This window comes from Hymenobacter sp. BT491 (genome assembly GCF_014349165.1).
Taxonomy (GTDB): domain Bacteria; phylum Bacteroidota; class Bacteroidia; order Cytophagales; family Hymenobacteraceae; genus Hymenobacter; species Hymenobacter jejuensis.
Genome location: NZ_JACSJJ010000001.1, coordinates 1,037,033 through 1,055,695, shown reverse-complemented (window position 1 = coordinate 1,055,695; position 18,663 = coordinate 1,037,033). Strand labels below are relative to the sequence as shown.

At 58.8% G+C, this 18,663-nt stretch carries 18 protein-coding genes and 1 tRNA gene; 11 read left to right on the top strand and 8 right to left on the bottom strand.

The features are described 5' to 3' along the window. Positions 1-2 precede the first annotated feature (2 nt). The 8 genes from H9I52_RS04440 to H9I52_RS04410 are packed head-to-tail and all read left to right on the top strand — an operon-like array spanning position 3 to position 3,457. Positions 3-1,109 (top strand): DNA-methyltransferase, encoded by a 1,107-nt coding sequence (locus H9I52_RS04440; RefSeq protein WP_187452821.1) that lies wholly within the window; start codon positions 3-5, stop codon positions 1,107-1,109. Next, positions 1,109-1,738 carry a hypothetical protein gene (locus H9I52_RS04435; protein ID WP_187452820.1) on the top strand — a complete coding sequence of 210 codons (630 nt, stop codon included), beginning with the start codon at positions 1,109-1,111 and terminating at the stop codon, positions 1,736-1,738. Before H9I52_RS04440 ends, H9I52_RS04435 begins: the two co-directional genes overlap by 1 nt. Continuing rightward, positions 1,642-2,193: a CHAP domain-containing protein gene (locus H9I52_RS04430; protein ID WP_222940402.1), complete on the top strand. Its 552-nt coding sequence runs from the start codon at positions 1,642-1,644 to the stop codon at positions 2,191-2,193. Before H9I52_RS04435 ends, H9I52_RS04430 begins: the two co-directional genes overlap by 97 nt. A 10-nt stretch (positions 2,194-2,203) precedes the next feature. Then, positions 2,204-2,404, top strand: a complete 201-nt coding sequence (locus H9I52_RS04425) for a hypothetical protein (protein ID WP_187452818.1) — start codon at positions 2,204-2,206, stop codon at positions 2,402-2,404. A gap of 4 nt (positions 2,405-2,408) precedes the next feature. Continuing rightward, positions 2,409-2,531: a hypothetical protein gene (locus H9I52_RS22960; RefSeq protein WP_262385939.1), complete on the top strand. Its 123-nt coding sequence runs from the start codon at positions 2,409-2,411 to the stop codon at positions 2,529-2,531. Between the two features lie 10 nt (positions 2,532-2,541). Beyond that, the gene (locus H9I52_RS04420) at positions 2,542-2,748 is read left to right on the top strand and encodes a hypothetical protein (protein ID WP_187452817.1); all 207 of its coding nucleotides are present in this window, start codon (positions 2,542-2,544) and stop codon (positions 2,746-2,748) included. Further along, positions 2,745-2,939, top strand: a complete 195-nt coding sequence (locus H9I52_RS04415; protein WP_187452816.1) for a hypothetical protein — start codon at positions 2,745-2,747, stop codon at positions 2,937-2,939. Before H9I52_RS04420 ends, H9I52_RS04415 begins: the two co-directional genes overlap by 4 nt. Next, positions 2,936-3,457, top strand: coding sequence for a hypothetical protein (locus H9I52_RS04410; protein WP_187452815.1), 522 nt, complete (start codon positions 2,936-2,938; stop codon positions 3,455-3,457). Before H9I52_RS04415 ends, H9I52_RS04410 begins: the two co-directional genes overlap by 4 nt. Positions 3,458-3,779: 322 nt before the next feature. On the opposite strand, the gene H9I52_RS04405 is transcribed toward H9I52_RS04410, so the two are convergent. From H9I52_RS04405 to H9I52_RS04370, 8 genes are all read right to left on the bottom strand, one after another. Further along, on the bottom strand, positions 3,780-5,066 hold the full coding sequence (locus H9I52_RS04405; protein WP_187452814.1) for a site-specific integrase: 1,287 nt from the start codon (positions 5,064-5,066) through the stop codon (positions 3,780-3,782). A 235-nt stretch (positions 5,067-5,301) separates the two neighbouring features. Beyond that, positions 5,302-5,389: transfer RNA gene (locus tag H9I52_RS04400), tRNA-Ser, on the bottom strand. A 54-nt stretch (positions 5,390-5,443) separates the two neighbouring features. Continuing rightward, positions 5,444-6,523 carry a type I asparaginase gene (locus tag H9I52_RS04395; RefSeq protein ID WP_187452813.1) on the bottom strand — a complete coding sequence of 360 codons (1,080 nt, stop codon included), beginning with the start codon at positions 6,521-6,523 and terminating at the stop codon, positions 5,444-5,446. A gap of 3 nt (positions 6,524-6,526) precedes the next feature. Continuing rightward, the gene (locus tag H9I52_RS04390; RefSeq protein ID WP_187452812.1) at positions 6,527-7,294 is read right to left on the bottom strand and encodes a TatD family hydrolase; all 768 of its coding nucleotides are present in this window, start codon (positions 7,292-7,294) and stop codon (positions 6,527-6,529) included. Positions 7,295-7,613: 319 nt separating this feature from the next. After that, positions 7,614-8,690: a glycosyltransferase gene (locus H9I52_RS04385; protein WP_187452811.1), complete on the bottom strand. Its 1,077-nt coding sequence runs from the start codon at positions 8,688-8,690 to the stop codon at positions 7,614-7,616. Positions 8,691-8,723: 33 nt separating this feature from the next. After that, positions 8,724-9,356 (bottom strand): polysaccharide deacetylase family protein, encoded by a 633-nt coding sequence (locus H9I52_RS04380; protein ID WP_262385938.1) that lies wholly within the window; start codon positions 9,354-9,356, stop codon positions 8,724-8,726. A 79-nt stretch (positions 9,357-9,435) separates the two neighbouring features. Continuing rightward, a complete protein-coding gene (locus tag H9I52_RS04375) occupies positions 9,436-10,572 on the bottom strand; it encodes a glycosyltransferase family 4 protein (RefSeq protein ID WP_187452810.1) in 1,137 nt (378 codons plus the stop codon). Between the two features lie 126 nt (positions 10,573-10,698). Then, positions 10,699-12,177 carry an oligosaccharide flippase family protein gene (locus H9I52_RS04370; RefSeq protein WP_187452809.1) on the bottom strand — a complete coding sequence of 493 codons (1,479 nt, stop codon included), beginning with the start codon at positions 12,175-12,177 and terminating at the stop codon, positions 10,699-10,701. Between the two features lie 165 nt (positions 12,178-12,342). On the opposite strand from H9I52_RS04370, the gene H9I52_RS04365 reads away from it, so the two are divergent. The 3 genes from H9I52_RS04365 (at position 12,343) to H9I52_RS04355 (ending at position 18,646) form a co-directional block, all read left to right on the top strand. Continuing rightward, positions 12,343-13,461 (top strand): hypothetical protein, encoded by a 1,119-nt coding sequence (locus H9I52_RS04365; protein WP_187452808.1) that lies wholly within the window; start codon positions 12,343-12,345, stop codon positions 13,459-13,461. Positions 13,462-13,469: 8 nt separating this feature from the next. Beyond that, positions 13,470-14,930 (top strand): O-antigen ligase family protein, encoded by a 1,461-nt coding sequence (locus H9I52_RS04360; protein WP_187452807.1) that lies wholly within the window; start codon positions 13,470-13,472, stop codon positions 14,928-14,930. A 581-nt stretch (positions 14,931-15,511) separates the two neighbouring features. Beyond that, positions 15,512-18,646, top strand: coding sequence for a SusC/RagA family TonB-linked outer membrane protein (locus H9I52_RS04355; protein WP_187452806.1), 3,135 nt, complete (start codon positions 15,512-15,514; stop codon positions 18,644-18,646). The last annotated feature ends 17 nt before the right edge of the window (positions 18,647-18,663 follow it).

The following is an 18,663-nucleotide window of genomic DNA, read 5'->3' as shown; positions in this document are numbered from 1 at the left end:
CCATGTTTCAACTCCTTGCCGGCGATTGCCTCGCGTTGCTCAAGACCCTACCGGACAACTCCGTGGACTTGATTGCGACCGACCCGCCGTATTTTCGGGTGAAGGGCGAAGCGTGGGATAACCAATGGAGCAACAGCACCAAGTTCCTAGAATGGATCGACGCGCTGTGCGTGGAATGGAAGCGGGTGTTAAAGCCAAACGGCTCACTCTACGTGTTCGCTTCCCCGCAGATGAGCCACGGGGTAGAAGGCGTGATACGCAAGCACTTCAACGTGTTGACTAACATCCGCTGGCAGAAACCCAAGTTTAGCACCAAGGCTGAAATGTTCCGCAAGGAGGATTTACGGGCCTTCTTCCCGGCTTCTGAGTCCATCATTTTTGCCGAGCAGGTTGGCAGCGACACCGTGGCAATGGGCGAAGCCGGCTATACATCAAAGTGTGAAGCTGCCAAGGTCGTCGTATTTGGTGACTATTTGCGGGCAGAAATGAAGCGGGCGGGCGTTACCAGCAGGCGGGTAGCGGCATTATTCCCATCGCGCACGGGCGGGCTTACGGGCTGTGTGTCGAACTGGTTACTAGGCATGAACGTCCCAATGCCTGAACAGTACGCTACTATCCGTGACTTTCTCAATCAGCATGGGGGCGAATATCTACGTCGGGACTACGAAGAACTACGTCGGGACTACGAAGAACTACGTCGGGACTACGAAGAACTACGTCGCCCCTTTATAGCCACCGCCGAAACCCCTTATACTGACGTGTGGACTTTTGCCACCGTGGGCTACTACAAGGGCAAGCACGTCTGCGAGAAGCCCGCCGCCCTGATGGAGCACATTATCCGCAGCAGCAGCCGCCCCGGCGCGGTGGTGCTCGACTGCTTTATGGGCAGCAACGCCACGGGCAAAGCCGCCCGCACACTAGGCCGCTCTTTTATCGGGATGGAGTTAGACCCGCATTGGGTAGCCAAGGCCCGCGAAGAACACGCCGCCTACCTGCCCCGCCCCGCCGCGTGCCCGCCCGCCGCTTGGGGCCCTACTCTGCATCACACAGCCCAGCAAGCCGAACCCTTCCGCGTGTACGAACAACTCACTCTTTTTGCCTCTGCCTGATGGACGAAGCATTACAACACGACATCTTCTTAGTGTTGGTCACCTTCGGGCTGGCCTTGGTGGCGATGGGCGTGGTGTGGCTCGTGGGTAACCGCTTGACCCGCCCGTCGGCCCCGGCTCCTACGGCCAGCGTGTCCAACCCGGACACGCCGTTGCCGGCCCACAAGGACTTCTGGCAACGGCACGGCCCCAAAGTATTGCTGGTGATCTCCGTCGCTCTGTTCCTGCTGTTTCCCCACCTGATGCGGTGGCTGTACGGGCCGGATACGGGAGCCTTCGATCCGGGCACCATCAATGCGCTGGCGCTGGGGGTCATGGAATTTATGGCGGCCTGTCAGGTCTCTTTCCTGATGTATTACCGGCTGTTTCCCCGCTTGTACGCCTACGTGCAGGAATGCATGGAAGGCAAGCTGCTGGAAAACGTGACGAAAGAGTTGGCGGAAATGCTGACCGCTCCCGGCCAACTCGACACCCTGCAACTCGCTCAACTCGCGGAACGACGCCGCGTGGCCACCCTTCAATTCAGTATCCGATGCGTGCGCATGCTCTTGTCCTTGCTGCCCTACTTTGTGTTGCTCTTTCTGGCCGTGCGGCTGTTGTCCAGCGCGTTGATCGCCGTGCCGTCCTAAAGACGGTCTACGACTCACAGCTGTATGTACGCGAACTCACGGGCCACAACGACGGGCCGGTGGTGGAAATGTACCAACGCATGGGCGGGGGCAAAAAGGGCGATGCATGGTGCAGCTGGTACGTTTCGTGGTGCCTGCGCATGGCCGGCTTCAAGACCCCGAACTACGGCCGGGCCCGTTCGTGGTTTGCGGACAAGAATCGCATTGCCTACAACCACGGCCGCATGTCGAAAGCCTACGGCCTGCCCCGAACGGGGGATTTAGTCGGCTACGATTGGAATAAGGCCACCGTCTCGCACGTCGGCTTCATCGACCTCTGGCCCGCGTCCGGCCCTTCCTGTCAGACTGTCGAGGGCAATACGTCCGGAGGTCTCCTGAACCGCGACGGCCAAGGGGTATTCAAGAACTGGCGACTCAAAAAGCAGGTGGCGTATGTCGCCGTCTGGGTCGAATAACGCTCTCACTATGCCTCGTAAGCCCGTCTCCCGTCCCCTCCAGTACCTGATCGGCATTCTGCTCTGCTTTGCCGTCGTGTGCGGGGTGTTTCAGTTCACCGAGCAAGTAGCTCCAGGAAGTGACAGCGGGCTCTGGGCGGGCGCCTGCTGCATCGGCGCGGCGGCTTTCCTCTTCGTCGTCAGTCAGATTATTAACGATCCCAACGTGTAAGCCTATGCTCGTCGTCAACCCCCAAGGAACCCTGTGCCGCCTGCGCCAAGACGGCAACCTGCTGCTCAACTTCGCCGTGCGCGGCCTGCGCCGGAACTGGTTCAAGGAAATCGTTTTCGTCGTCTAATCGCTCTCCTATGGCTTACGCGAAAGTCCAGCCCCACGGCTTCTTTGCTCCCTTCCGCTACTGCGTGGAGTGCAGTACGCCTTTTGTGGTGCAACCCGTGGTGCATTGCCTCTGCGAAGGCTGCCGGGGGCAACTCTGCCAACGGTCGATGCAGCAAGTCGACCGCCACCGCACCTTCCTGTTTACCTATCCGCGTTCTAACTCCTCTCGACTATGAAAAAAATCAGCAACGAAGCCCGTATCGCCATTGTCTGCCTGCTGGTCATTGCCGGCGTGGCCAGCCTGTTCACGATCAAAGACTACGCAGCCCACGGGGAACTCGTAGACCTGTGGTTTGTAGCCGTGCCTATACTCTTAGCCGGGGCGACCTACTTCATTAGCCGCAAGCAGTACAACCCCAACGCATGAGCGTCTATACCCTGCGCCCCGGCCAACACGAAGGCGGCACGCTCGTCTGCCCGTGGTTTTTCAAGCTCCCCAGCCTGCGCAAGTGGGTGCGGTTCGGTTCGGATTGCATCTACGAGCTACCGGCCTACAACCAACTCGACGCCAACAAATTGTACGGGGCTTCCTTTGGGTTCTCGGAGGATAACAGCGCCCGCTTCGGGTGGCGCTACAACCCCGCCGTGTATGCGCTGGAACTTTTGGCTTTCGTGCATGACAAAGGCCAACTGAACTTCAACGAGGTGAAGGACTTCCCCGTGGTTGCCCGACTCCAGCCCGGCGACGTAGCGGAATGCAACATCGAAGTAACCGCGTCGGCGTATGTGTTTACCGTGAAGGTGAACGAGGTGCTGCAACCCTATGTACGCGTACCCCACGGGAAGCTGAACCTAAGCTACGGGGTAACCCGAGGGTTGTACTTCGGGGGGAATCTAACGCCCCCGCAGGTGATGACGGTGGAGATTAGCCCCAAGCCGTTATGAGGTCCAACACGCGGATAGGGTTTAGATATTGGAGCCGTCGCTAATACCACTTATAGGTGGTAAATGAAAAGCCGTCCCACGTACCACGTCGGGCGGCTTTTTACTTGCCCATCAGGAACAAATCCCTTCATCCGCCAGTAGCTGCGCCTCTCGTCGCGCCCGTTCCCGCTGCATCCGGCGGTGGACTTCGGGCCGATCCGCGCGCAGCAGGACCGCGTAGGAACGCCGGGTAAAGACCCCTCGTTGCAGCAGATACCGTTCGGGACGAAGACGGCGCATCAGGGCTTTGAGTAAGAAGCGGCAGCGGGCGGACATAAACAGGTTAGTTGTCGGTTTTGGCAGGCAGGATATCCCAGTCCCACGACGAGAGGGAGCGGTTCGGGTGCAGGCGTTCTACTTCGCGGGCTACGAGTTCTTCCCCCGCCCGTACGTAGTATTTCTCCGTCATGGCGACGGTCTTGTGGCCTAGAAACTTGCTGACGGCGGCCATGCTAAAGCCTTCGTCCAACAGTAATCTTCCTGCTGTTTTCCGTCCGACGTGGGTGGTTACCCGCTGGGACAGGTTCAGGGTCGCGGCGATTTCCTTGAGCACCCGGTTGTAGACCTGATTCGACGGAACGGGTAATTTCCGTTTGTGCCGATCCAAGATCGCCAACGCTCTGTCTAATAAGGGCACCGTGATCTCCTGTCCGGTGCTGTCCTGCGTCTTTTGGCGGGTCATGAAAATCCAGGGCCTGCCTTTGTCGCCGCGTTTGATATCCCGACCAGCATCAAATCGTTTCAGGTCGGCATAGGCTAACCCCGTATAGCACTGAAACAGAAAGATATCGGCCGTGTTCCGGTACACTTCGTTGGCAAACCGGTAGTTCTCCAAAGCTTGGATTTCGTCGCCCGTTAGAAAGACCGGCGGAGGCGTCGGGGCGAACTTGAGCCCGTACTTGTCTAGCGGGTTCAGGGTCGCGTGTTCGTGGCGTACGCACCACGAAAGTACTTGCTTAATCGTTTGAACTACCTTGTTGGTGTAGTTCTGGGAAGCCGAGCGGTGCACCCGCATCCACGTAATGAAGCGGTCGCACCATTTGGCGGTAAACTCTTCGGGCAAGAGCATGCCCATCCCTTCGCTTTCTAAAAACGCTTTTAACCGTTTGTAGCGAATCTTGCCCGCATCCAATACAGCTTGACTCAGGCCGTTGCCCACCAAAGGCGTGCGCAGCTCCAGCCACTGTTGCCAGGATTCCAAGAAACTTAGCCGGGGTTTGCTTCCTCTGGAATACGCCGCGTAGAGCCGGTCGGCCGTGACGTACTCTTTGCGGCGTTCCATTTCCAGGTACAGGCCGTTGAGGTCGCTTTTGATGCCGTCCAAGGCCATGTTGTACCGGCGGGCCAAGGTGCTCTTGCCTTTGAGTTGTTGGTCTTGGGCGTCCCACTCTCGGTACTTGCATTTGGCGGGGGTGTTGAAGCGTTTTCGGGCCTTGTCCACGGTGATCCGGCACACGATGGCACCGGGGTGGTCGGGGGCAAGTTCCTGGTCGGGGCTGGTGTCCTGGTATAACTCCGAAAGGGTAGCAGCGTTCAGCGCGGCGGGGCGGAACACGAAGCGGACGCACATAAAATGTTGCATAGGTATCGCTTTAGCTAATGATGTTAGCGTTAAACGATACGAGTTACTAAAATAGTTAGCTAATACCTCCTATATTTCCTCCTGTGTCCTTCAAATTATTCTAGTGGCCCCGCTGGTGCCCGCTCAAACCCCCGCTCCACTTCCTCAAAACCGCCTTCCCGTCGCGTACAGGGCAAAAAAAGAGCCCCAACCAGAAACTGGTTGGGGCTGCTAATATTGTTTGCAGAGAGGATGGGATTCGAACCCACGATGAGCTTTTGGCCCATACACACTTTCCAGGCGTGCTCCTTCGACCACTCGGACACCTCTCTGGGTCAGGAATCGGGCGCAAAGTAACGCCCCTTTTCTCAGATTCGCAACCTTACTTACAGCACACTAATCTCGCCGCGCAGGTCGCTGGTCAAGAGCCGAGCCGTTTCGGCGGCGCTGCGACCCAGGCCCAGCACAAACATCAGCTTCGTAATCGCAGCTTCCGTGGTGATGTCGTCACCGCCTAATACGCCACGCGCGAGCAGGGAAGCGCTGGTTTCGTAGCGGCCTTGCTCCACGCGGCCTTCCTCGCACTGGCTCACGTTGAGGATGTGCACGCCCCGGTTGTGCGCCGCTTCCAGGCACCGCAAAAACCACGGCTGCGTAGGTGCGTTGCCCGAGCCGTAGGTTTCGAGGATGCAGCCGCGCAAACCTTTTACGCCCAAAATCGAGTTTACCACGGCCTCGGTGATGCCGGGAAACAGTTTCAGGATGGTCACGTGGTCGTCGAGGTGGGTGTGCACCTGCAACGGCTCGGTGGGCAGCGGCCGAATTAGGCTATCGGTAAATTCCAGCTTGATACCAGCCCGCACCAACGGCGGCAGATTTTCGCTCTTAAACGCTGCAAAATGCTGGCTTTCAACCTTTTTAGCACGAGTTCCGCGCAGTAGCAGCGTGTTGAAGAACAGACTTACTTCTGGTACGCGCGCAGTGCCATCGGGGTGACGGGCGGCGGCAATGTCAAGGGCCGTGATGAAGTTGCGCCGCGCATCGGTGCGAATACGGCCGACGGGCACCTGCGCGCCTGTGAACACCACGGGCTTCGCCAGATTTTCCAACAAATACCCCAGCGCCGAGGCCGAATACGCCATGGTATCGGTGCCGTGCAGCACCACAAACCCGTCGTACTGATCGTAGTTTTCCTGAATGATGGCGGCCATCATGAGCCAGTTGGCCGGCGTCACGTTCGACGAATCGATGGGGTCGGGCAAGCTCAGCACCGACACACGCATGCGCAGGTGGCGCAGCTCGGGCATCAGCTTATTGACCTCGCTGAAGCGCATGGGGGCCAGCACGCCGTGCTTGTTGTAGGCCATGCCTACGGTGCCGCCCGTGTAGATCACCAAGATGGAGGCGTTGGCCGGGTCGCCGTTGGCGGCGGTGTGAATGCTGATGACGGGAAGAACGGCGCGCATGGCCTAGAGGTTAAACAGCGCTTGCGCGTTGCGGGTGGTGGCTTCCACGACTTCCTCCACGTCCTTTTGCAACAACTCCGCGGTTCGCTGCGCAATCAGGGGCAAGTAGGCCGGTTCGTTGCGTTTGCCACGGTGCGGAACGGGCGCCAGATACGGGCAGTCGGTTTCGAGCAGCAAATTAGCTAAGTCTATGGCAGGCAACACTTTATCCAGGCCGCCGTTTTTGAACGTTGCCACGCCTCCAATTCCCAGCAAAAACCCCAGCTTACTAGCGCGCTCAGCTTCCTCCGGGGTACCCGAAAAGCAATGAAACACGCCCCGCAAGCTGCCGTCCTGCGCTTCTTCGATGAGGTCGGCCGTTTCGCGGAAGGCGTCGCGGGTATGCAGCACCAGCGGCAATTGATACCGCTTGGCCAAGTCAATTTGGACGCGTAGGGCTTCTTGCTGCTGCGCAAAAAAGCTTTTGTCCCAATACAGATCGATGCCGCACTCTCCTACTGCGGCAAATGGCCGCTTGCTCAGCCATTCTTCCACTTGGTACAACTCCCGCTCGAAGTGTTTGCCCACCGAACACGGATGCAACCCCATCATAGCGAAGCAGTTCTGCGGGTAATGCAGCTCCGTTTCGAGCATGGCATCGATGCTGGTGTGGTCGATGTTGGGCATCACGATGGTCTGGACGCCAGCTTCGAAAGCGCGTTGCAGGGTAGCATCGCGGTCTTCTTTAAACTGCTCGGAATAGATGTGCGCGTGGGAGTCGGTGAGGTGCATAGTGTGGGTAGGTCAAGCCGCAAAAGTCAGAAATGCTACGCTAAGAATGGGCAACAGCGGGGCTTTTTTGTCGAGTCCGGTTGCAGCGTGTTGCCAAATGACTGCGCAGAAGTTTTCACTCAGCTTTTCTTAATCCATAGCCTAGCTTAATCTACCACGTCGCCCCTTTTCCCACCTGTCATCCTGAGCGCAGCGAAGGCCCTTGTCACGCATGAGCAACATGCCTATTCCTTGTTCTGGTGTGACAAGGTCCTTCGCTGCGCTCAGGATGACAGAGTGGGCTATCACCAAGCAAATGGCATAATGATTTGACAATTAATTATTTATAAACACGTCCTTTCCAATCAAATTTTAGCCTTAGCGCTCGAAACGCGCCCAGGCCCGCCGTCAGGAAGATGGTGTAAAGCTCAAATACGGGCAGCAGCTCCAGGGGCGGCCGGCGGCCGAGGCGGCGGAAGCAAATGGTAGCCAGCAGGCCTTGCAATACCATTTTGGTAAGCCACACCTGCGCCGCCAACGCGAGGCCGCCAGTCCATGCCAGCAACGCCAAAGCCAAGTAAAACAACGCGTAATACACCAGTCCCAGCTGGAGCCACCACGGCAGCGCCTCCACGCCGCGGAGCCAGCGCCGGCGCTGGTGCAGCAGGCGCGCCACCGTAGCAATGGGCAGTGAAAGCGCCAGCACTTCGGGCCGGAAGACGTTGCGAAAAGTGAATCTTTGCCGCAAAACGGCCTTGAACAACTCGTAATCTTCGGTAACGGAGAACGGCAGCTGCTCGTAGCCGCCGGTGGCTTGGTAAGCAGCGCGCGTCACGAGCATGTTGTTGCCCATAGCAGTTACGGGCACGCCAAAATCCGACACGACCTGCACGAGGCCCAACGAGATCAGCCAATCGAGGCCCTGAAGGCGGTCGAACAGGCGCGGCCCTTCCACCACCGTCAGGCCCGTGACAGTGCCCACGCCCGGCTGCGCGTACGGCAACAGCCCTTCAATCCAGGTGGGCGGCACGGCGATATCGGCGTCCGTAATGAAGTAATAATCAGACGTAGCCACGCGGGCCAGATGCGCCAGTACATTGGCCTTGCCCCTCGCCGAGCCCAGCGTATCGGTGATCGTGAGGCAGCGAAAGTTACCGGCGTAGCCGTGCATTACTTGCTCGGCTATGGCGCGGGTGCGGTCGGTGGAAGCATCGTCGCCGAGCAGCACTTCGAGGAAGTGCGCCGGGTAATTCAGGGCCCGCACCGAAGCCAGGCAGCGACCAATGGCGGCCTCTTCGTTGCGGGCGGCAATAAGAATGCTCACGCGCGGCAACGGCTCGGGCAGCGGGCCGGGCTTGCGGCCGCGCCGCAGGGCAAACAGCAGCGTGAAAAGCCCCAGCACGGCAAACCAACCCATAAAATATCCGGTGAGCCAGTCGAGCATCAGCGCTTACAGCGATTCAAATTGAAAGCCTAGGTTGGCAAAGTGCGCCAAGTAACGCGGCAGCACGTAGCGCAGGTTACGGCTGGCCTTAAGGCTGTCGTGAAACACCACAATGGAGCCGGGTTTGGTCAGCCGAATCGCGTTGCGAAGGCAGGCTTCGGAGTTGTACGAAGCGTCGTAATCGCAGGTCAGCAGATCCCACATGACTACTTGGTGAGTGGGGTGCAGCGCCCGCACCAACGGAATGGTAATGCGCCCATAAGGCGGCCGCAGCAACGGCCGAGCCTCAGGCACAACCGTCAGATTGTCAAGCTCTTGCTGACAGCGTTCTACTTCCTTCAGATACACCTCACGGGGGTGCGACCAGCCGCTGACGTGGTGGTAGGTGTGGTTGGCCAGCCGATGCCCGGCCGCCAGCGTTTGGCGGGCCACGTCGGGGTTACGGGTTAGGTTTTCGCCCACGCAAAAAAAGGTACCTCGGGCTTGATACCGCGCCAGCTGCTCGAGCACAAACGGCGTTTCCTCCCGAATGGGGCCATCGTCGAAGGTCAGGTACAGCGTGTTGCTGGTGGCCGGCATCTCCCACAGGCAAGTCGGCAGTAAGCGCCGGACGGGCGCCGGCATACGAAACAGATGCAAGGTTCAGGAATTAAAAGTACAGGCCAGACGCGGCGCACGAACTGGTTTGCAAGGTAGGCGATGCGCTCCAGAATGAATCTTACGCTTGCCGCTGCGCCGCTAAGCTCACGGCCTGCCACAGCTCCGCGGCGCTTTTGTCCCAGGAAAAACGTCGGATGTTTAGCTTTCCGCGCTCGATTAGCTGCGCGCGCAAGGTACTGTCGGACTGCACGTTGGCGAGTGCTTCGGCAATGGATTCTACTGAAAACGGATCGACCAGCAAGGCCGCGTCGCCGGCCACTTCGGGCAGCGAACTCAGGTTGGAGGTTATGACCGGGCACCCGCACGCCTGCGCTTCGATGATCGGAATGCCAAACCCTTCTAGATAAGGCACATACACCGTAGCCAACGCGGCGCCGTATAGCTGCACCAGCTCGGCGTCGGTCACGCGGCCCGTCAGGAGCACATCGGCGCGGTGTTGCATCTGCTGGTATTGGTCGAATATTGGGCCCGCGTTCCAGGCTTTGCGGCCCACAATGAGCAGCTTGGTAGCCGCGCCGGTGCGGGTTTTGAACTGGTCGAAAGCACGTAGCAGGTTCACCAAGTTCTTGCGCGGCTGCAACGCTCCCACAAACAGAAAATACGGCGCGCCGCCGCTAAAGCGAATGCGGGTTTCGGTCTGCTGAGTTTTGGAAGAAGGGTGAAACTGCTCACCCACAGCATTATATACCACACTAATGCGCTGCGGATCAATGCCGTAGGTGGCCACTACATCCTGCTTGGTTGCCTCCGATACGGCCACAATACGAGCGGAAGCGCGTACAAAACGCGGGGTAAAAAAATGGTAATACCGGCGCTGCACAATGCCCACATCGTCCGGGAAGTGCTCCAACGCCAAGTCATGAACAACCGTCACGCGCGGCACTTTTGTGAGCAGGGTCGTGTGGCCATCGGGACTCAAAAACACCGCCGGCCGATGAATTGCCAGCCAACCAGCTACCGCGCCATCAAACCACGCCATGAACAGAAACGGGTGCCGGGCGGGCGGTACCAGCACGTGCGGCACCACGTTGGGCCCAAACAGGTATTTGGGGTCGAAAGGGCGGTCGAAAAGGAAATGAAAAGTGTGCTCCGGCTGCTGCTGCACCACGCGGCGCAACGTTTCGTAGGTGAAACGCCCAATGCCCTCCAGCTTATTGCCGGGGAGCAGAAATCGTACGTTGACAGCGATATGCAAACAGGAGCCGAATTAAAGAGAGCAAAAACTTACGGTTATAACTATTTAACAATCAAATAGTTATAACTTATTATTTCTAACACATGCACAAAAACAGCTGACTTGGCGAACTGCTCTTTTGGTGTTTTATCGCCGTATCAATGCCTTTAGCTCGGCTAGCCGCACCACGCGCGTTGCAAACAAAATGACGACAAATGCGATGCCAGCCCCTACAGTTTCCAGCAGCCACTGATCGACCAGACGCCGGAGCCCGAAAAAGACCGCGCACAGGAGCCCAAAAGCCACCGCCAACCGCCCCAGCACGGCCCACGGAATGGCCACCTGCGCCCTATTGCGCACCAGCCAGACGTAGCCGCCGGAAACCAACAGCGTGCAAATCAAGGTGTTGCTGGCCGCGGCCAGTGCCCCGTACCGCGGCAGCAGCAACACGTTCAAAACAATATTCAGCGTGATGCTGGCGACGATGAGCCAGCTTACGGCTTTTTCCTGATTGGTACTCGTCAGCAGGGTGCTGTAGATGGCAAAGAAAGCGTGTACTACCACGTTGAGAAATAAGACCTTCAGGCTCAGCGTCATGCGCGTGAGTTCGGCGGCGGTGCTGTGGCTGAACTGCCAGAACAGCACCTCGCCCCGAAACAGAACGAACGCGCTCACAAACAGCAGGGGCACCGTAACGATGCGCTGCCCAAACCAGAGCAGCTCGCGCAGCTCGTCGCGGCGGTGCGTGGCGTGCGCAAACTTGGCAAAAAACAGCGGCAGCACCGTCCAGAGGTACATCATGACGGCATCCATCCAGCGGTAAGCGCCGGCATAATATCCAGCTTCCTGCGGCGAAACCAAGCGTTCGAGCATGATCATGTCGACGCGCTCGTTGAGGCCGTAGAGCAGCATGATGAGGGCAAAAGGCAGACTTTCACGAACAACCAGTCGCACATGTTCCCAACGCGGCCGATACCGCACCCAACCGTAAAGCCTTGTCACTAAGCCGTATAGCAACAAAAAGGTTACCAGCGTAGCCACGGAGCGCGCGCCCACGTAGCGGTCGAGCGTCAGGCCGACGGGTAGCAACAGTAGCACCAGGGCCAGCAGCAGCGCCTTTTCGACTACCGATAGCACCGCGTCGGTGTTGAAGCGCTGGTAGCCTTGCAGCGCCCCGCGCAGGAAGCCGATGTACTGCGTCAGGAGCATCCCGGCCCCGATTAGGGCCAGCAGCGTGAGTGTGTGGCCGCGGTACCCAATGCCCCACCCGACCGCCGTCACGACCCCTAGAAACACCAGCGACAGCCCGGTTTTTAAGGGCAACACCGTCGGGAAATATTCGGGCAAAAAATCGGGCGTGGCCGCAACGCGCTTGGTCGTGTGCTGGGTCAGGCCAAGGTCGGAAAGGGCCGCAAAGATGATGGTGAGGTTAAACAGGGCGGTGAACGTGCCGAAGGCCGCGTGGCCCAGCCGGTCCTGCACCAAGTTTTCGACTACCACCCAGCCCGGCTTCACGAGCAGGTTGAGCAGGATAACAAGGCTGATATTTCCGAAAAACTTTTTGATGGGGCGAGCGGCTGATTGCGGGACGAAATTAGGCAATAAGTCGCCGTATTGTGTTGCCAACGCCCACCTGACTATGTGCTGCTCTCGCAGCTGAACAACGCCTACGCCTACATCGCAGTCTTGCGCAAGCCCGTGAGAAGTAATGCCTAATTCTACTAGATTTGCCTGCCTCCGCTCCCTTAAAAGGGCCGGTTTCGTGCCTCCTGTTGCTCATTTCCGTCCCATATGTCCGCTCGCTCCTATTCGCTTCTGGGTTTATGGCCTCTCCTTCGCAAATGGCGGCGACCGGTGCTAGGGGCCTTGCTGCTGGCCATAATCGGCAGTGTATTGGTGGCCCTGTTACTGCCTAATATCTACAAATCGACGGCGGTCTTCTACCCTACCAATCCGGAAACCATTGATCCTGACCGACTTGTGGAAGAGCGGAGCAACGGCAACTTAGTACCTAGCCTAACTCCGGGTGGCCGCGCCGAAGACCTCGACCGCATCATCACCATCGGGCAGTCGCAGCCCATTGCCGAGCTGATTATCAAGCGCTTCCACCTGCACGAACACTATAAGCTGGGCCAACCAGGCGATGAGTTGGCCGATCAGTACGTGCTCGATGAGTTTAGCAGCAACCTGAGCATTGTGCACAACGAGCGCGACGCCATCGAGCTTACGTTCCAGGACAAAGACAAAGTGCTGGCCGCGCAAGTCGTGAATGCCATGACGCAGGCCATCGATTCATTTAACCAGCAACTGACGCTCGAAAACCGCCGCAAAATCATTGACCTATACCGCGAGCGGGCCAATTTCCTGGAGCGCGAGCACTCGCAAATTCGCGACAGCCTAATTCGGTTTCGGCGCCGCTATGGCATTTACGGCATGCAAATGGAGTCGCGCTACCTGGCCAAGGAAATCGTGGAAACGGAAACGGCCCTGCGGCAAGCCGAGGGCGAAGTGGCCGCTGGCGGCGGCTCGGCGGCGAAGGTTGCGGGGCTGCGCCGGGCCTTGCGCGGCCTCACCCAAGCCGACGGTGGCAACGCCCTGAACCTGGAAAACTTTACGGCCGGCAACGACGAGCTAACCACGCTGGCCATCCGGTTTCAGGACGTACAGGGGCGGTTGGTGCGCGCCCGCGGGGCTTACGAAACGGCTCGGTTGGCCATTAGCGGCAAGATTTCGTCTATCTACGTGGTGCAAAAGGCGTACCCCGCGGCCCGCAAGTCTAAGCCCATTCGTTGGTTGATTGTGGTGGGGTCGGTGGTGGTTACGTTTGTACTAGCCGTGGTTTTCATTGCGCTGCTGGAAGCTTACCGCCGCAATGCCAGCAGCGAGCTGGCCGCTACTTACCCCGACTAGCTCCTGCGATGCCTACCCCTCCCCTGCTCCGGCGCCTTACTCCTCCCGACGCAGATCAACGGCTGTTTGCCGCGTTTGTGGGCGTAGTACTGATCGGGGGCGCGGCGGCTTTGCTGCTCGACTCGCCGGCCTGGGCTGCATTGCCCGTGCTCGTGTTGGGCGCGCTGGTGCTGGCCCTCGACTGGCGCTGGCTCTACTACCTGCTGCTGACGACGCTGGCGTTTTCGCGCGAAATTTCCCTGCCCGGCGGCCTGAGCTTGGATGTGCCCTCGGAGCCGTTGTTGGTGGTGTTGCTGGGGTGCGTGAGCGCTAGCTTGCTGCTTGGCCGCAATGCCCTGCCGGCGCGCTTCTGGACGCATCCGCTGGTGGTGTTGATGGCGCTGGCGCTGCTGTGGGCCATAGTTTCCACGCTTTTCTCGGTAAACACCACTAAATCAATTAAATACCTGCTGGCCAAAACCTGGTACCTCGTGCCGTTCGTGTTCGGCACGTTGCTGGTTGTGCGGCGTCCGGCCGATGTCTGGCGCGTAGCCGGGTGCTACGCCGCCGGCACGGCCGCGACGGTCCTCTACGCGGCGGTCCGCCACGCGAGCACCGGGTTTACGTTCGCGACCATCAATCACGCTGTGCAGCCCTTTTACCACAACCACGTGCTGTATTCGGTGGCGCTGGCCTTGCTCGTGCCGTATGCTTTTTACGCGGCCCGCGCCACCACGCACCGCGGGAAGCGGCGGCTGTGGTATGCCGCGATGGTCTTGTTTGTGCTGGGCATCAGCCTCTCGTACACCCGGGCTTCCATGCTTTCTTTGCCCGTGGCGGCGGGGTTTTACCTGATGATGCGCCTGCGCCAGACGCGCATGGTGCTATGGGCTGTGGTGCTGATGGCAGCCGGCGCGGCGGCCTACCTAGTGCACCAGGACAACTTCATGCGTTACGCCCCCACCTTCGAGCGGACCATCTTCAACGGGCAGAACTTCGAAAAGCACCTCGAAGCCACGTACAAACTCGAAGACGTGTCGGGCATGGAGCGGGTGTACCGCTGGGTGGCCGCCGCCCACATGATCGGCGAGAAGCCCTGGGTAGGCAGCGGCCCGAGCACTTTTTACCCCGAGTACAAACGCTTCACCATCAAGAGCTTCCGCACCTACGTCAGCGCCAATCCCGAGCACTCGACCACCCACAACTATTTTCTGCTGATGCTGGCCGAGCAGGGCATTCCGGGATTTGGGCTGTTTGCGCTGCTGGTCGGGACGGCCCTGCTGCGCATGGAGCGCTTGTACCACCGCAGCACCTCGGCCGCGCACCGCCGCGTGGTGCTGGCAGCGGGGTTATCGCTGGTGATTATCGTCTTCCACTTGTTTTTGAATGAGCTGGTGGAAGTGGATAAGATTGGCTCCTTCTTCTACCTCAACCTCGCCGTGCTCATGCGGGCGGAAGAATGGATAGACAGCGAATCGCTCGAAGTGTAAAGCCTATACTGGGGCCAATGGGTTTCCATGAACCCATCTGGAACAGGCCATTACGTAAGACAGTCAATCAAACTACTTATTTCGCTCGGGCGGGTACCCGCTTTGCTGGTCTGGGACAAGGCCCCTACGGCATGGGCTTATATTCTATAAGTATCTTATAATCAATATTTTATAATAATTGCAAAGCTTTGCAGCCCGGCGTTAAGCTCTGCATTGCTGAACGTAAGGCCCATCTGCGGCAGCTACCGATGTCTCCGCGGCTCCGGCAGAGGGGTTTTGCTGACCTGCTCGCGGGGCGGGGGCGGGATGGAGTTAGGACTTCTGGATGTTCGGATAAAATTCTTTAGGACAGGAGGGTACGGGAAGGAGGAAGCGAGGACTGCCGATAGCTTTAGGTATTTATCGTGAAGTTCTGATCTGACACGGCGTCCGATAAGGCTGAAGCTGCCACTCAGCAACCACGCCGTTAGCAGTGCTTGTCTTTGCTTTTTATACCTAATACCTAACGCTCACAACCCGGTTTGCTCACCCCCTGCGCAAACCTTTGCACAAGCTGCCTTCCTAAAACCCTGTTAACCCCTATGAAAAAGCTTTACTGCTTATCTAGATTACTGCCGTTGCTGGTGTTGCTGCTGCTTGCGCAGAGCGCATTTGCGCAGGCCCAGACCATTACCGGCAAAGTAATAACTGCCGACAGCAAAGAGACCCTGCCCGGCGTGACGATCGTGGTGAAAGGCACGACCAACGGCACCAGTTCCGCCGCCGACGGCACGTTCTCCCTGAATGTGCCGGATCTGAACGGCACGCTCGTGTTTTCCTTCGTGGGCTATACCTCTAAAGAAGTAGCCATCAATGGCCAAACAAAAATTTCTATTGCGCTGGCGCAGGACACTAAAATGCTGGACGAGGCCGTGGTAGTAGGCTACGGCACCCAAAAGCGCGGCAACGTAACCGGGGCCGTGGCGGGCGTTACGGCCAAAGAAATTGAGGAGCGTCCCGTCAACCGCATCGAGAATGCGCTGGCCGGCCAAATGCCCGGCGTGACAGTGCAAACGGTTTCGGGCGAGCCGGGCGCGGAGCTGCAAATCCGCGTCCGCGGCACGGGCTCCATCAACGCCTCTACGGAGCCTTTGTATGTCGTGGACGGCGTGCCCGTGGACAATCTGCGTGGCATCAACCCCACCGACGTGGCCAACCTCGAAGTACTGAAAGATGCGGCTTCGGCGGCCATTTACGGCTCGCGCGGTTCCAACGGCGTCGTGATCGTGACCACCAAGCGGGGCAAGAAAGGCAAGGCGCAGCTGCAATTTTCAGGCTACACCGGCATCCAGAATCTGGAGCGCCGCATGGACATGATGGGGCCGGAGCAGTGGATTCAGCAGCGGAAAGAAGGCATCGACGAGGCGTGGGTGAACCGCGGCAAAACCTTGGGCAAAACCTACACCGCCAACGACCCAATGGATTTCCGGGCCCGCGAGCTGACGACTCCAACCGCCGTTGTGACGCCGGCCCACCCCAACGCCACCTACATGTACGACCCCAAGTGGCAGTACGGCACCGATAGTCTTGCCTACACCGACTGGCAGAAGGCCATGTTCCGGCAGGCTGTGATGCAGCAGTACCAGATCGGGGTTTCGGGCGGCACCGAGGATTTTACCTACAACGTCAACGGCTCTTACCTGAGCCAACAGGGTATCGTACTGGGCACCAACCTGCAACGCGCTACGCTGCGGGCCAACCTGGACGCCAAAGTGCGCAAGGGCATTCGCCTGACGATGACCCTGGCGCCTTCCACCGAATGGTCGGGCCTGGGCCGCGTCGATGGCAAAGACCAGCAAGCCCTGAACGCCATTCAGATGCCGCCGGTAGGCCCCAAAGATGCCGGGGTGCTGGTAGGTGCCGATCCGTATCCGGCGTACGCCTGGTCGGGGCGCTACATCAGCCCGGTAGCGGTAATGGAGCGCACAAAAGTGAGCACGACCCGCACCCGCCTCAATGCCAACATGGGCCTGAACATCGACCTGATCAAGGATTTCCAGCTACAGCTGCTGGGCGCCATGGACAATAACTACATGCTCGGCGACGAGTTTTACCCAACCAACTCCAGCCGCGATTGGGCTACCGCCACCAACGAAGGTGCCCTGAGCCGCTCGCGCCGGACGCAGAACTTTGGCACGCGCTACCTGGCGCAAAGCCTGCTGAGCTACACCCATCAGTTTGGAGATCACAACATCAACGCCATCCTGGGTGCTTCGGATGAGCGTACCCGCCAAGACAACAGCTTCCAGGAAGCCACGAAGCTGCCCAACGACTGGTCGGGCCTGTTCAGCAACGCCAACTCCGTGACCACCACCAACACCACGGTGCCTTTCAAAACCAACCTGATTTCGGTGTTTGGGCGGGTGCAGTACAACTACAAAGAGAAGTACTTGGTATCGGGCAGCTTGCGCCGCGATGGCTCGTCGAAGTTTGGGGCCAACTCCCACTGGGGGTTGTTCCCGGCGGCCTCGCTGGGCTGGCGCCTATCGGAGGAGAACTTCATGAAGAACATCAACTTCATGAGCGACCTGAAGCTGCGCGCCAGCTGGGGCGTGACGGGCAACAACCGCATCCCCGACAACGTGCAGTACTCGCTGCTCAATCCGTATAACTACTCGCTCAACGGCGTTGCGGTAACTGGCTATGCACCAGGCAATTACGCCAACGACAACTTGGGCTGGGAACAAACCAGCAGCTACAACGCTGGCCTTGATTTCAGTGTACTGCGCAGCCGCCTCTCGGTGTCGGCCGACGTGTACACCCGCACGACGTCGCGGTTGTTGCTCAGTGCCATTCAGTCGTCGCTGACGGGCTTTACCAACAGCTACCAGAACATCGGCGACATCCGCAACCAGGGCGTGGAGCTGGGCCTAAACTCCCGCAACCTGGTGGGCGCTCTCACCTGGAATACGTCCTTCAACGTGTCGTACAACCAAAACAAAGTGCTGCGCCTGGGCTTCGACGACAACCCCATCCCGACAGGTTTTACCAACCTGACTTCTATTGTGCAGGTGGGCCAGCCAGTCAATGCGTTCTTGCTCTACGACGTGATCGGGGTGTATAAAGACCAGAAGGACATCGACAGCAGCCCGCACATGGCCAAAACGCTGCCCGGCGACTCGAAGTACCGCGACGTAAACGGCGACGGTGTGATCGACAACAACGACCGCACCATCGTGGGCAACCCGCAGCCGAAGTTCATCTTTGGCATGACTAACAACTTCACCTACAAGCACTTCGACCTGTCGATCTTGATCAATGCCCAGCAGGGCGGCCAGATTTACTCGCTGGTGGGCCGCTCCATCGACCGCCCCGGCATGGGCTACCTCTACAACAAGCTGGCGAAGTGGGAAAACCGCTGGAAGTCGGAAGCGGAACCCGGCGACGGCATGACGCCGAGCATCAACGCCACCACAGGTGCCTACTACGACACCCGCTGGCTCTACAGTTCCGACTACATCCGCCTCAAAAACATCACCCTGGGCTATACGCTCCCCAGCGTGCGCTTCTACAACCGCGCCCGTGTGTATCTGGCGCTTGAAAACGCTTACATCTGGGACAAATACGCAGGTGGCTACACTCCGGAAGCCTCCAACGGCACAGGCCTCGGCTCTTATGATTACGGCGGCTACCCGCAAGCCCGCACCTTCACGTTCGGCTTCAACCTGACGCTCTGATCCTGACCACCTTTCCC

Excerpts from the sequence above, each read along its gene's own strand:
- H9I52_RS04440 (WP_187452821.1), top strand. The coding sequence starts at position 3 with ATGTTTCAACTCCTTGCCGGCGATTGCCTCGCGTTGCTCAAGACCCTA.
- H9I52_RS04435 (WP_187452820.1), top strand. The coding sequence starts at position 1,109 with ATGGACGAAGCATTACAACACGACATCTTCTTAGTGTTGGTCACCTTC.
- H9I52_RS04430 (WP_222940402.1), top strand. The coding sequence starts at position 1,642 with ATGCGTGCGCATGCTCTTGTCCTTGCTGCCCTACTTTGTGTTGCTCTT.
- H9I52_RS04425 (WP_187452818.1), top strand. The coding sequence starts at position 2,204 with ATGCCTCGTAAGCCCGTCTCCCGTCCCCTCCAGTACCTGATCGGCATT.
- H9I52_RS22960 (WP_262385939.1), top strand. The coding sequence starts at position 2,409 with ATGCTCGTCGTCAACCCCCAAGGAACCCTGTGCCGCCTGCGCCAAGAC.
- H9I52_RS04420 (WP_187452817.1), top strand. The coding sequence starts at position 2,542 with ATGGCTTACGCGAAAGTCCAGCCCCACGGCTTCTTTGCTCCCTTCCGC.
- H9I52_RS04415 (WP_187452816.1), top strand. The coding sequence starts at position 2,745 with ATGAAAAAAATCAGCAACGAAGCCCGTATCGCCATTGTCTGCCTGCTG.
- H9I52_RS04410 (WP_187452815.1), top strand. The coding sequence starts at position 2,936 with ATGAGCGTCTATACCCTGCGCCCCGGCCAACACGAAGGCGGCACGCTC.
- H9I52_RS04405 (WP_187452814.1), bottom strand. The coding sequence starts at position 5,066 with ATGTGCGTCCGCTTCGTGTTCCGCCCCGCCGCGCTGAACGCTGCTACC.
- H9I52_RS04395 (WP_187452813.1), bottom strand. The coding sequence starts at position 6,523 with ATGCGCGCCGTTCTTCCCGTCATCAGCATTCACACCGCCGCCAACGGC.
- H9I52_RS04390 (WP_187452812.1), bottom strand. The coding sequence starts at position 7,294 with ATGCACCTCACCGACTCCCACGCGCACATCTATTCCGAGCAGTTTAAA.
- H9I52_RS04385 (WP_187452811.1), bottom strand. The coding sequence starts at position 8,690 with ATGGGTTGGTTTGCCGTGCTGGGGCTTTTCACGCTGCTGTTTGCCCTG.
- H9I52_RS04365 (WP_187452808.1), top strand. The coding sequence starts at position 12,343 with ATGTCCGCTCGCTCCTATTCGCTTCTGGGTTTATGGCCTCTCCTTCGC.
- H9I52_RS04360 (WP_187452807.1), top strand. The coding sequence starts at position 13,470 with ATGCCTACCCCTCCCCTGCTCCGGCGCCTTACTCCTCCCGACGCAGAT.
- H9I52_RS04355 (WP_187452806.1), top strand. The coding sequence starts at position 15,512 with ATGAAAAAGCTTTACTGCTTATCTAGATTACTGCCGTTGCTGGTGTTG.